This window comes from Rhizobacter sp. LjRoot28, from assembly GCF_964253025.1.
Taxonomy (GTDB): Bacteria; Pseudomonadota; Gammaproteobacteria; order Burkholderiales; family Burkholderiaceae_C; genus Rhizobacter.
This window is the reverse complement of sequence record NZ_CAXUQC020000001.1, coordinates 4,364,626-4,377,196: the sequence shown is the minus strand read 5'-3', so window position 1 is coordinate 4,377,196 and position 12,571 is coordinate 4,364,626. Positions and strand designations below refer to the sequence as shown.

Annotated in this window: 12 protein-coding genes; 11 read left to right on the top strand and 1 reads right to left on the bottom strand. The window is 65.3% G+C overall.

Annotated features, from left to right (window positions below):
• Positions 1-2 precede the first annotated feature (2 nt).
• Together ACSQ2F_RS20115 and ACSQ2F_RS20110 are read left to right on the top strand one after the other, a co-directional pair.
• Positions 3-614 carry a LysE family translocator gene (locus ACSQ2F_RS20115; RefSeq protein WP_436026882.1) on the top strand — a complete coding sequence of 204 codons (612 nt, stop codon included), beginning with the start codon at positions 3-5 and terminating at the stop codon, positions 612-614.
• Between the two features lie 37 nt (positions 615-651).
• A complete protein-coding gene (locus ACSQ2F_RS20110; protein WP_436026020.1) occupies positions 652-1,431 on the top strand; it encodes a ParA family protein in 780 nt (259 codons plus the stop codon).
• Between the two features lie 22 nt (positions 1,432-1,453).
• Here ACSQ2F_RS20110 and argC read toward each other — a convergent pair whose 3' ends face one another.
• The gene (gene argC, locus ACSQ2F_RS20105; protein ID WP_436026019.1) at positions 1,454-2,395 is read right to left on the bottom strand and encodes an N-acetyl-gamma-glutamyl-phosphate reductase; all 942 of its coding nucleotides are present in this window, start codon (positions 2,393-2,395) and stop codon (positions 1,454-1,456) included.
• A 44-nt stretch (positions 2,396-2,439) separates the two neighbouring features.
• On the opposite strand from argC, the gene ACSQ2F_RS20100 reads away from it, so the two are divergent.
• From ACSQ2F_RS20100 to ACSQ2F_RS20060, 9 genes are all read left to right on the top strand, one after another.
• Positions 2,440-3,006: an RBBP9/YdeN family alpha/beta hydrolase gene (locus tag ACSQ2F_RS20100; RefSeq protein ID WP_436026018.1), complete on the top strand. Its 567-nt coding sequence runs from the start codon at positions 2,440-2,442 to the stop codon at positions 3,004-3,006.
• Positions 3,007-3,196: 190 nt separating this feature from the next.
• Positions 3,197-4,090, top strand: coding sequence for a ParB/RepB/Spo0J family partition protein (locus ACSQ2F_RS20095; RefSeq protein WP_436026017.1), 894 nt, complete (start codon positions 3,197-3,199; stop codon positions 4,088-4,090).
• A 525-nt stretch (positions 4,091-4,615) separates the two neighbouring features.
• A complete protein-coding gene (locus tag ACSQ2F_RS20090) occupies positions 4,616-6,538 on the top strand; it encodes a PrkA family serine protein kinase (RefSeq protein WP_436026016.1) in 1,923 nt (640 codons plus the stop codon).
• A gap of 131 nt (positions 6,539-6,669) precedes the next feature.
• Positions 6,670-7,944: a YeaH/YhbH family protein gene (locus ACSQ2F_RS20085; protein WP_436026015.1), complete on the top strand. Its 1,275-nt coding sequence runs from the start codon at positions 6,670-6,672 to the stop codon at positions 7,942-7,944.
• A gap of 38 nt (positions 7,945-7,982) precedes the next feature.
• Positions 7,983-9,548, top strand: coding sequence for a SpoVR family protein (locus tag ACSQ2F_RS20080; protein ID WP_436026880.1), 1,566 nt, complete (start codon positions 7,983-7,985; stop codon positions 9,546-9,548).
• Positions 9,549-9,937: 389 nt separating this feature from the next.
• Positions 9,938-10,753, top strand: a complete 816-nt coding sequence (locus tag ACSQ2F_RS20075; protein ID WP_436026014.1) for a DUF2167 domain-containing protein — start codon at positions 9,938-9,940, stop codon at positions 10,751-10,753.
• 2 nt (positions 10,754-10,755) lie between these two features.
• The gene (locus ACSQ2F_RS20070) at positions 10,756-11,481 is read left to right on the top strand and encodes a hypothetical protein (protein WP_436026013.1); all 726 of its coding nucleotides are present in this window, start codon (positions 10,756-10,758) and stop codon (positions 11,479-11,481) included.
• Complete coding sequence (locus ACSQ2F_RS20065) at positions 11,478-11,846, top strand: hypothetical protein (protein ID WP_436026012.1); 369 nt, start codon at positions 11,478-11,480, stop codon at positions 11,844-11,846. The genes ACSQ2F_RS20070 and ACSQ2F_RS20065 overlap by 4 nt, the downstream gene beginning before the upstream one ends.
• Positions 11,843-12,550: a site-2 protease family protein gene (locus tag ACSQ2F_RS20060; protein ID WP_436026011.1), complete on the top strand. Its 708-nt coding sequence runs from the start codon at positions 11,843-11,845 to the stop codon at positions 12,548-12,550. Before ACSQ2F_RS20065 ends, ACSQ2F_RS20060 begins: the two co-directional genes overlap by 4 nt.
• Positions 12,551-12,571 lie beyond the last annotated feature (21 nt).

Sequence of the window (12,571 nt, the reverse complement as noted above, 5' to 3'; positions counted from 1 at the left end):
CGGTGTTCGGCATTTCCGACTACGGTTCCTTCTGCGCGGCGGTGCTGCTGTTTCTCGCGCTGCCCGGTCCCGGTACGTTCGCCCTGCTCACCTCCACGGGCAAAGGCGGTTTCCGTGCCGGTGCTGCATGCACCGTCGGGCTCATGGCCGGCGATCAGGTGTTGTTGTGGATGGCCGTGGCAGGCGTTGCCGCCTTGCTCGCCGCGCATCCGTTTGCGTTCCAGCTCGTGCAGTACGCCGGCGCTGCCTACCTCGTCTGGATCGGCATCGGGCTCATCCGGGCCCGTGAGGGAAGCGGCTCGCCCATCAAGATCGAGCCGCGTCACTATGCACGCCAAGGCTTTTTGATCACCCTGCTGAACCCGAAGGCCATCGTGTTCTACATGGCCTTCTTTCCGCTGTTCATCAATCCGAACACGCACCTTGGTCTGCCGACCTTCGCGGCCATGGCGGCGACCATCGCCACGATCACCGTGGTGTACTGCTTCAGTCTGTGCGCGGTGGCCAACCTCGTGTCGAAACAGGTTCGCGCCCATCGAAGCCTCGGGCGTTGGCTACAGCGTGCCGCCGGCGTCTGCCTGGTCGCGTTCGGCATTCGCCTGACCACCGGCTGAGCCGCCCTCTCCTTCCTGTCCCCGTCCTGGAAACTCCATGCCCCGCATCTTCTGCATCGCGAACCAAAAAGGTGGTGTCGGCAAGACGACCACCACCGTCAACCTGGCGGCGGGATTGACCAAGGCCGGCCAGCGCACACTCGTGGTCGACCTTGACCCCCAGGGCAACGCCACCGGAAGTTCGGGCATCGACAAGCGCGAACTCGCCCTGACCGTGTATGACGTTCTCCTGGAAACGGCCACCATCGCGGAAGCGCGTCAGCGCAGCGACAAGGTGGGCTATGACGTGCTGGGCGCCAACCGAGAGTTGGCAGGCGCCGAAGTCGACCTGGTGGGCCTGGAGCGACGAGACAAGCGGCTCAAGGCCGCCCTGGCGGCGGTGGCCGATGACTATGACTTCGTGCTGATCGACTGCCCGCCTTCACTCAGCCTGCTCACCTTGAACGGCCTGTGCAGCGCCCACGGCGTGGTGGTGCCGATGCAATGCGAGTACTTCGCCCTCGAAGGCTTGAGCGACCTCGTCAACACCATCAAGCAGGTGCATGCCAACCTGAACCCCGATTTGCAGCTGATCGGGTTGCTGCGCGTGATGTTCGATCCGCGCATCACGCTGCAGCAACAGGTCAGCGAGCAGCTCAAGACGCACTTCGGCGACAAGGTGTTCAACACCGTCATCCCGCGCAACGTGCGCTTGGCCGAGGCGCCCAGCTACAAGCTGCCGGGTGTGGTGTTCGACCCTTCGTCCAAGGGCGCGCAGGCCTTCATGGACTTTGCCCGGGAAATGATCGCCCGGGTCGAGGCGCCGGTGGCGGCCTGAAGGGCCAGGCCGCCACGACTGCTCAGAGGCCGAGGCCCTCGTCCACGCCGAGGTGCACGTTCATGGCCTGGACGGCCGCGCCGCTGGCGCCCTTGCCCAGGTTGTCGAGCCGCGCCACCACCAGCGCCTGGGTCTCGTTGCCGAAAACCATGATGTCGACCCGATTGGTGTCGTTGCAGGCCTGCACGTCGAGGAAGCCGTCGTCCAGCATCGCCGGGTCGCCCGCATGGAGCACCCGCACGAAACGCTCGCCAGCGTAGCGCTTGGCGTAGGCGTCAACCAGCTTCTCGACCGTCGTGCCGGCGTGCAAATCGGCCAGATGCAAGGGCACACTCACGGCCAATCCCTTCAGGAACGGCCCGACCACCGGAACGAACAAGGGCGAAGCGATCAGACCCGTGTGGGCCATCATCTCGGGCAGGTGCTTGTGGGCCAGACCCAGCGCGTAAGGTCGCGGTGACAGCAGGCGCGCGTCACCGCCCGCCTCGTACTGCTCGATCATCTTCTTGCCGCCGCCCGAGTACCCGGTGATGGAGGTTGCGCTGACATGGGCACCGGCCGGCACGAGTCCGGCGTCGACGAGCGGCCGCATGAGCAGGATGAACGCCGTGGCGTGGCACCCTGGGTTGGCAATGCGCTTGCTGCCGCGGATCAGGTCCCGCTGGTGCGGTGCCAGTTCCGGCAGGCCGAAAGCCCAGCCCGGCGCCGTGCGGAAGGCCGTGCTCGCGTCGATCACGCAGGTGTTCGGATTGGTGATCAACGAAACCGCTTCGCGTGACGCGGCGTCCGGCAGGCAGAGGAAGGCCACGTCGGCCGCGTTGAGCAGGCGGCCACGCTCGGCCGCATCCTTGCGCAGCTCGGGCGCGATGCGCAGCACCTCGATGTCCGGCCGTTGGGCCAGGTACTCGTGGATCCGCAGGCCCGTCGTGCCTTCCTGGCCGTCGACAAACACCCGATACTTCATGGTCGATTCCTCGTTTGCTGAGTCGTGAAGGATAAGCCACACCGATGACCGATCGCGCACCCCATGCCATGACCGCACCCCGGGTGCTTCTACTGCCTGGCTGGAACGGATCCGGGCCCACGCACTGGCAGAGCCGATGGGAGGCCTTGCATGGTGACGTTCGGGTCGAGCAGGATGACTGGCTCTGGCCGCGCCGCGGCGACTGGATGAGCCAGCTCGAGCACGCCGTGCTCCAGGCTCGGCAACCGCTCGTGCTGGTCGGCCACAGCCTGGGCTGCCATCTCGTGGCCGCGTGGGCGTCGCACAGCGCGCACACCGACCGCGTCCGCGGCGCCCTGCTCGTCGCGCCGCCGGACCTGGACCGGGACGACCTTCCTCCGCAACTCGCGCCCTGGCGTAGCGTTGCCCGCCGGCCGCTGCCCTTCCCGAGCACGCTGGTGTACAGCGAGGACGACCCCTACTGCAGCCCGACTCGCGCCGTGGACATCGCCGCGGCATGGGGCAGCGACGCGCGTGCCGAGGGGACGCGTGGGCACCTGAACGGCGACTCCGGTCTCGGCGACTGGCCCGACGGCCGGCGATTGCTGCAGACGTGGGGCGTGCCGCACTAGGCGCGCGGGCCGCAGAGAGAAGGGCCAACCCGTCTGGCCGGACTGATCGGGGCAGCCGTCCTTCGTCGCCGACGACCTGTGGGGTTCGCCACACGGCCCCGCCGGTGCCTCGTTTCCCACCGCGACTCACCCGGCGCGAGCCCTTCCCTCTCTGCTGCCCACGCGCCTGAGGATCAGTGAGAATGCGCCCATGGTCACCAAGAAACCCAAAGGCCTCGGCCTCGGCCTCGAAGCGCTGCTCGGCCCCACTGTCAGCGATGTTCCCCTGCCTGCGGACGACGGCACGCCGCGCACGCTGAAGATCTCGCAACTTCAACCGGGCAAGTACCAGCCGCGCACGCGCATGGACGAAGGTTCGCTCTACGAGCTGGCCGAAAGCATCCGCGCGCAGGGCATCATGCAGCCCATCCTCGTGCGCCCCGTGGGCCTGAACCGGTTCGAAATCATTGCCGGTGAACGCCGTTCGCGTGCTGCAAAACTCGCCGGACTCGATGAAGTGCCCGTGCTGGTGCGAGAGGTCCCGGACGAAGCCGCGGCCGCCATGGCGCTCATCGAGAACATCCAGCGCGAGGACCTCAACCCGCTCGAGGAAGCGCACGGCATCGCGCGTCTGGTCAACGAGTTCCACCTGACGCACGAACAGGCGGCGCAGGCGGTGGGTCGTTCGCGCAGCGCGGCCAGCAACCTGCTGCGACTGCTCAACCTCGCCGAGCCCGTGCAGCAGATGCTCATGGCCGGCGACATCGACATGGGACACGCGCGCGCCCTGCTGCCCCTCGAAGGGGCGCAGCAGATCCTCAGTGCGGCCGAGATCGTGGCCAAGAAGCTCAGCGTGCGAGACGCCGAGAAGCTCGTGACGCGCACCATGAGTGCGCGCCAGCAACCGCTGCTGCGCGTGTCCAAGGAGAAGCCGCGTGACATCGCGCGCATCGAGCAGGAACTCTCCGATGCCCTCACCGCCCCGGTCGAGATCCGGGTGAAGAAGCGCACCAAGCGCGGCGAACAGGGCGAGGTCGCCATCCAGTTCGGCTCGCTCGACGAATTGAACGGCCTGCTGGACAAGCTCGGCCTCGGCCGGGAATGACATCTGCTACTGAGCCCGTACGCGGTTGACAGTGAATTCACCGACGGAACTCGCAAGCGCATGTCGGGCTCAGTCAGGTGTGCCGTGCAAGCGGCGTCGGATCGATGCACACTGCAGTTGAAGGGTGCAGGCCAAGGCCGATGTTTGTTGCAATCAGCACGATTTGCGGTGTGCCACAGGCGGGGTTATCGGCGCATCATGCAAGCGTGAGTTCGCGAAGCTTGGTAAAAATGAGGCAAGGATCCGGGGCGCCACCGCACTGCGACGCGTCTCGGTCCCGCAAGGCGCACGAGCCCAGGCGCAGGGTGCCGACGAATTGAAGTGCACGCATTGATGCACATGAGATGGTGCACAAGAGACGATGCGCACGAGATGAAGTGCAGAAGATGAAGCGATCGGTTTGAGACCGGCGAGCTGACCTGAAGGAAAGCTCTGATGGAGTCCCGCAACGGGCTTCATCAGAACTTCCCCCAACGGCGCAGAGGTGGCCCCTCTGCAAGGTTGTCCTGATGCTAGGAGGTCAGCATGGATGTCATCAGCCATTTCGCCGCTCGCTTCGAGCGAACCCGTGAAGAGGAACTCTCGCTGGAGGAGTACCTCGACGAGTGCAAGCGCAACCCGATTGCCTACGCCACCGCGGCCGAGCGCATGCTCAGGGCGATCGGGGAGCCCCAGACGGTCGACACGCGCAACGACCCGCGCCTGTCACGCTTGTTCGCCAACAAGGTGATCAAGGTCTACCCCGCCTTTGCCGAGTTCTACGGCATGGAAGACGCCATCGAGCAGGTGGTCTCGTACTTCCGCCATGCCGCCCAGGGCCTGGAGGAAAAGAAGCAGATCCTGTACTTGCTGGGTCCGGTCGGCGGCGGCAAGTCGTCCATTGCCGAGCGGCTCAAGTCGCTCATGCAGGAAGTGCCCTTCTACGCGATCAAGGGCTCGCCGGTGAACGAGACGCCACTCGGTCTCTTCGATCCGATCGAGGACGGTCCCATCCTGGAGAAGGAATACGGCATCCCCCGCCGCTACCTCAACCGCGTGCTCTCGCCGTGGGCTGTCAAGCGCCTCGAGGAGTACGGCGGCGACATCCGCAAGTTCCGCGTGGTGCGTCGCTTCCCCTCGGTGCTCAAGCAGGTGGGCATCGCCAAGACGGAGCCAGGTGACGAGAACAACCAGGACATCAGCTCCCTCGTCGGCAAGGTCGACATCCGCAAGCTCGAGACCTACGCCCAGGACGATCCCGATGCCTACAGCTACTCCGGTGGCCTGTGCCTCGCGAACCAGGGCCTCCTCGAGTTCGTCGAGATGTTCAAGGCGCCCATCAAGGTGCTGCACCCGCTGCTGACCGCCACCCAGGAAGGCAACTACAAGGGCACCGAAGGCTTCGGCGCCATTCCCTTCGACGGCGTGGTGCTGGCGCACAGCAACGAGAGCGAGTGGAAGACCTTCCGCAACAACAAGAACAACGAGGCTTTCCTCGATCGCATCTACATCGTCAAGGTGCCGTACTGCCTGCGGGTGAGCGAGGAAGTGAAGATCTACGAGAAGCTGTTGCGCGGCTCGTCACTCGCGCAGGCCACCTGCGCGCCCGGCACCTTGAAGATGATGAGCCAGTTCGCCGTGCTCACCCGTCTGAAGGAGCCCGAGAACTCGAGCCTGTACTCCAAGATGCTCGTGTACGACGGCGAGAACCTGAAGGACACCGACCCGCGCGCCAAGAGCTTCCAGGAGTACCGCGACTACGCGGGCGTCGACGAAGGCATGAGCGGCATCTCGACTCGCTTCGCGTTCAAGATCATCAGCAAGGTCTTCAACTTCGACAGCACCGAGGTGGCCGCGAACCCGGTCCACCTGATGTACGTGCTCGAGCAGCAGATCGAGCGTGAGCAGTTCCCGGCCGATGTCGAACAGCGCTACCTGGCCTTCATCAAGGAACACCTGGCGGTGCGCTATGCCGAGTTCATCGGCAAGGAAATCCAGACCGCCTACCTCGAAAGCTACAGCGAATACGGGCAGAACATCTTCGACCGCTATGTCACGTATGCGGACTACTGGATCCAGGACCACGAATACCGCGACACCGACACCGGCGAGGTGTTCGACCGCGCGTCGCTGAATGCGGAGCTGGAGAAGATCGAGAAGCCGGCCGGCATCGCGAACCCGAAGGACTTCCGCAACGAGATCGTCAACTTCGTGCTGCGGGCTCGCGCCAACAACGCGGGCAACAACCCGGTGTGGACGAGCTACGAAAAGCTGCGCACCGTGATCGAGAAGAAGATGTTCTCGAACACCGAGGAGTTGCTGCCGGTGATCAGCTTCAATGCCAAGGCGAGTGCCGACGAAGCCAAGAAGCACGAGGACTTCGTCACCCGCATGGTCGCCAAGGGCTACACGCCAAAGCAGGTTCGCCTGCTGTGCGAGTGGTACCTGCGGGTTCGCAAGAGTTCATGACGGCCCCTCGGTCACGGCGTACCGCGACCGATCCCCCGAGGGGATGGGGCCCGGCTTCCGGCGACCGGACGCTGGGGCCCCGCGCGGCCTGGAGCACCTAGCCGGGCCGCGAGACAGACAAAAGGAGTCGCATGTTCCAGCAGATCATCGATCGACGACTCGCGGGCAAGAACAAGTCCATCGGCAACCGTGAGCGCTTCCTGCGCCGCCACAAGGAGCAGATCCGGGAGGCGGTCAAGCGGGCCGTCGACGGACGCGGCATCCGCGACATGGCGCAGGGGGAAGACATCCACATCCCCCGGCGCGACATCGCCGAGCCCGTCTTCGGCCACGGCCAGGGCGGCAAGCGGGAGATGGTCCATCCCGGCAACCAGGACTACGTCCGGGGTGACCGCATCGAGCGCCCCAAGGGCGGTGGCGGTGGCAGCGGAGGCGGCCAGGCGAGCGACTCCGGCGAGGGAGAAGACGACTTCGTCTTCCACCTCACCAAGGAAGAGTTCATGCAGGTCTTCTTCGACGACCTCGCCCTGCCCAACCTGGCCCGCACCACGCTGGCGGAAACGCCGGAGTTCAAGACGCACCGGGCGGGCTTCAGCAGTGACGGCACGCCGAACAACCTGCATGTCGTTCGCTCCATGCGCGGCGCCATCGGGCGTCGCATCGCGCTCGGGTCGGAGGCACGGCGTGAACTCGCCGAGCTTGAGGCAGAGCTGGGCGAACTCCAGGCCTCGCCCACCGGCGGCCATCCGGCCGAGATCGCCCGCCTGCAGGCGGCCATCGAGGTGCTGCGCGCGCGCATCGGCCGCATTCCCTACCTCGACCCCATCGACCTGCGCTACCGGAGTCGCGTGCGGGTGCCGGTGCCCACCGCCAAGGCCGTGATGTTCTGCCTGATGGACGTGTCGGGCTCGATGGACGAGTCCCGCAAGGACCTGGCCAAGCGCTTCTTCATCCTGCTCTACCTCTTCCTCACGCGGCACTACGAGCGCATCGACATCGTTTTCATCCGCCACCACACCCAGGCCCAGGAGGTGGACGAACAGAACTTCTTCCACTCCACCGAGACGGGCGGCACGGTGGTGTCCAGCGCCCTGGTGCTGATGGAGGAGATCGCCCGCGCCCGCTACCCGACGAGCGAGTGGAACATCTACGGCGCGCAGGCGAGTGACGGTGACAACTGGCACCACGACAGCGGCCGCTGCCGCGAGCTGCTGGCCAACAACATCCTGCCGCTGTGCCGCTACTTCGCCTATGTGCAGGTGGCCGAGGAGGAACAGAACCTCTGGGACGAGTACAGCGCGCTGGCGGCCGACGCCAAGAGCTTCGCCATCCGCAAGGTGACCGAGGCTTCGCAGATCTACCCGGTTTTCCGCGAGCTGTTCAAGAAGGAAGGAGCCACCGCATGAGCGCCCTGCCCCATGCCCCGGGCCGCAGTACCGCGGCCATGGAAGCGTTGGATGCCGGCCGGCGCGGCATTCGCGCCAGCGACATCCGCCCGCCCCCGCGCGCCAGCGAGCCCCTGCCCTCGCCGTCCGACTGGTCGTTCGAGCTCATCGAGCGCTACCACGAGCGCATCAAGGTCACCGCCGAACGCTTCGGGCTCGACACCTACCCCAACCAGCTCGAGATCATCACGGCCGAGCAGATGATGGACGCCTATGCCTCGGTGGGCATGCCGGTGAACTACCGGCACTGGAGCTACGGCAAGGAGTTCATCTCCACCGAGAAGAACTACCGGCGCGGCCACATGGGCCTGGCCTATGAGATCGTCATCAACTCCAACCCCTGCATCAGCTACCTGATGGAGGAGAACACGATGGGCATGCAGGCCCTCGTGATCGCGCACGCGGCATACGGCCACAACAGCTTCTTCAAGGGCAACTACCTGTTCCGCATGTGGACGGATGCGTCGTCCATCATCGACTACCTCGTCTACGCCAAGAATTACGTGGCGGATTGCGAGGAGCGCCACGGGCTCGATGCCGTCGAAGCCCTGCTCGACAGCTGCCACGCCCTGATGAACCACGGCGTGGACCGCTACCGCCGTCCCAGCCGCCGTTCGCTCGCCCAGGAACTCGCCGAACGCAAGGACCGCGAAGCCTACGCGCAGCGCCAGATCAACGACCTGTGGCGCACCTTGCCGCCCAAGGCTGAGAAGGCGGCCGAGGAGGCCCAGGCTCAGCGCTTTCCCGAGGAGCCGCAGGAGAACCTGCTCTACTTCATCGAGAAGAACGCGCCGCTGCTCGAACCCTGGCAGCGCGAGATCGTTCGCATCGTCCGGAAGGTGGCGCAGTACTTCTATCCGCAGCGGCAAACGCAGGTGATGAACGAGGGATGGGCGACCTTCTGGCACCACCACCTGCTCAACACCATGTACGACGACGGCCATTTGTCGGACGGCCTGATGATCGAATGGCTGAAGTCCCACACCAACGTGGTGTACCAACCGCGAGTGACCGACCGTGGCTACAGTGGCATCAACCCGTATGCCCTCGGCTTCGCGATGTACACCGACATCAAGCGCATCTGCGAGCGCCCGACCGACGAGGACCGCCACTGGTTCCCCGACCTCGCAGGCCGAGACTGGCTCGAGACCGTCGACCACGCCATGCGCAACTTCAAGGACGAGAGCTTCATCGGCCAGTACCTGTCGCCTAACCTGATGCGCGAGTTCCGCTTCTTCTCCATCGTCGACGACGAGAAGGACAGCGAACTCGAGGTGGCCGCCATCCACGACGAGGCGGGCTACCGCCGTGTGCGCGAAGCCTTGTCGCACCAATACGATCTCGGCAGCCGCGAGCCCAACATCCAGGTCTGGAACGTCAACCTGCGCGGCGACCGGTCCCTCACCCTGCGCCACACCCAGCACAACGACCGGCCGTTGCACGAAGGCGCCCAGGAAGTCCTCAAGCACGTCGCTCGCCTGTGGGGCTTCGGCGTGCAGATGGAAAGCGTGAACGGGGCGGGGGACGTGACGAAGCGGTGGACGGTGCCGGCGCCGCCGGCCTGAGGCTGTCCCAAAGCGCTTTCTCTTTCGGACCCGACGCGACTGATGATCCGCGTCGCGGACCGCTTTGATCCGCGCCTGCCCCTGCAAGGCCCGGGCGCTGCCGCGTCTCTCGTCGCGGTGCCCGCGCAATCCACGATCGGACCTGCTTGCGCTAGCGCAAAGACACGGCAACGCATGCACGCTGAACCCGACGGGCCGGCATTCCGCCGCAGATCGAGGCCACCGGGTTAGGCCGCGGTCCGCTATATTTCTTGCCGCTCTGCGTCGACAAGTCGCTAGGCAAAGCTGACAACACACGTTCCGGTACAGGAACCGCACGAAGCCGTTCGGCCGTGCATCAAGGGGAGAGATCTGTGAGTACAACGACAAAGTGGCTCTGGGCCACACTGATGACTGCCGCCCTGGCGACGGCGGGGCAGACCGCCCGAGGCGAAGAACCAGCGCGCAACCCGCTCGCGGACCTGCAGTGGCAGGCGGGACCCGCGACCCTGCCACTGGGGGCACAAGCGTCGATTGCGCTTCCCGAGAAGACGGGCGCGTTGTCTGAAGCAGAGAGCAACAAGTTTCTCAAGCTCACCGGCAACTTGCCGTCCAACGGTGTTCACATTGTCAGCGGTGGCAACTGGTGGGCGACGTTCGAGTATGAGGACTCCGGTCACATCGAGGACGACGAGAAGATCGATGCCGATGCGCTGTTGAAACAACTCAAGGAATCCGACGGCCCGTCCAACGAGGAGCGGCGCAAGCAAGGCTTTCCTGAGCTGCACACCGACGGTTGGTCGGTGCCGCCACATTACGATGCCGCCACTCGCCGCCTCGAATGGGCCTTGCGATTGCATGCAGCGGACGATCCCAGCCCGATCGTCAACTACACCGTACGCGTGCTCGGCCGCACGGGCTATGAGCGGGTCGTCCTGGTCACTTCGCCCGAGTCGCTGCAGACGGACGTCGCCGAATTCAAGACCGTTCTCGCCCGATTCGATTTCAACGATGGTCACAAGTATGGCGAGTTCAAACAAGGCGACCGCGTTGCCCAGTTCGGTCTTGCCGCCCTCGTCGCCGGGGGCGCCGCAGCGGTCGCCACCAAGACCGGCTTCTGGAAAATGATCGTAGGCGCGCTGGCTGCCGGCTGGAAGCTCGTGCTGGTCGGTGTCCTCGCCTTCGCGGGAGCCCTGGGCAAGCTGTTCAAGCGCAAAGGCGCGTGACCTTGAGCCCGGAGACTGGCCTCGTGCTGTTGGCACTTGGTCTGTATATCTACGACAGTCTGTTGCTCCTTCGCCCAGACGAGCTTGCTCTGGTGCGCATTCGCAGCGGCTGGCGTCCGCGATTCGGCGCCCATGCATGGAAACTACGAGGCCATGAGCCGTTCCTGCCCCATCCGCTGACGCCCTGGCGAGCCGTGTTCCGGGTGAAGTGGTCGTTCGAGCGCGGTTTCGACTCGGCCGAGTCAGGCGTTCTGCCAGAGTTCGATGCTTGTGGAAGAGCGCCTCGTGTTGGCGTTGTCTTGCTGCTTCTGCTGATGTTCGCAGCCATGCCCATCGCCCTGTTCGCGCCGGCCACCGCGGCGCAGACCGTAGCGGTTTTTGCAGCGATCTACGTCACTTGTGCGGTCGTATTGATCGGGTTGCGCCGTGACGCCGTCCGTTGCGGCATGCACAGGTCCGCATTCTGGAAGCTGTGCATTGAATGCATGGCTTGCCCCCCGTTCTGCATCAATGCGGTACGCAGGGTCACCCTGGCCGCCGGCGCCGGCGCCGGCGTGTCGCTGGAGGGAGTGCGGTGCGGCCTGGCCGACAGCGACGAAGTGGCCCTCCTTCGACGCCAGCTTCTTCGACGCGTCCGCGAGCAGATCGATCTGGAGCCGGAAGCGTCCGCGCGCATGGCTCGTCTGCAGCGTGTGGCTGGCACGCTTCAGCCCGAGGAGAACGAATGACCACGGTCGAATGGCTCGTGATCGGCATTGGTGCCGCTGCAGGCTACTGGTTGATTGATTTCCTGCTGAAGGGCCGCGCTGATCGCTGCAAGGACGAACGCGCTTCCTTGTGGCCTCAATCTCAGCCGGAACGTGAAGGCCCGCAACGCGATGTGCCGACCTCCCCCGACTGGTCGCAGGTCCTGGCCGTGCGGCCCGACGCCTCACTCGACGAGATCCGTTCAGCCCGGGACCGACAGCTTCTCGCTTACGACCCCCACAAGGTCGCCGAACTCGGTCCGGAGCTTCGGCATCTGGCAACAGAGAAATCAAGCGCCATCGTGGCGGCCTACGAGGCCGCTGTTGCTGAAAGAGGGGCGACATGAAGCTGCTCCTGCTCATGCTGGCCAAGGGCGGCGTGGGCAAGCTGCTCCTGACCGGGGGCACCATGCTCGTGTCCATCGCGGTATATGCGCAAGCGTTCGGCTGGCCGTACGCCGCCGGGTTCGTCCTGCTGATCCTCGTGCACGAGCTCGGGCACTTCGCGGCGGCGCGCCAGCATGGTCTGGCGGTGGGCGCACCGGTCTTCATCCCATTCGTGGGTGCGTGGATCGCCTTGAAGGAAACCGATCTGCGTCCTGCGACCGAGGCGCATGTCGCGTTGGCCGGCCCCATGCTTGGCAGCATCGCCGCGTTCGGCTGCTACCTGATGGGCGTCAGCGGCCACGGGCTGCTGTGGATGGCGCTTGCGCAGGCAGGCTTCATGCTGAATCTGTTCAATCTCATCCCCATACGACCGCTCGACGGTGGCCGAATCGCCGGCGTGATATCGCCTGCGTCGTGGTTGGTCGGCGCCCCGATCCTGGCTGCCTTGTTTCTCTGGCGCCCCAGTCCGTTGCTGGTGCTGCTGGCGGTCGCGGCGGTGCCGCAGGTGTTCGCGGCCTTCAAGGGCGCTCCGAACGAGGCCCGGAGGCTGTCCGGCCGGGATCGCGTGAGTTTCGGCCTTCAGTACCTCGTCCTTGCCGCTGCACTGGCAATCATGGGGTTTGAAGCGCATGAGTGGCTGGCCAACGCGCAGGGCCGCCACTGAGAACGGGCAAGCCGGTGCGCG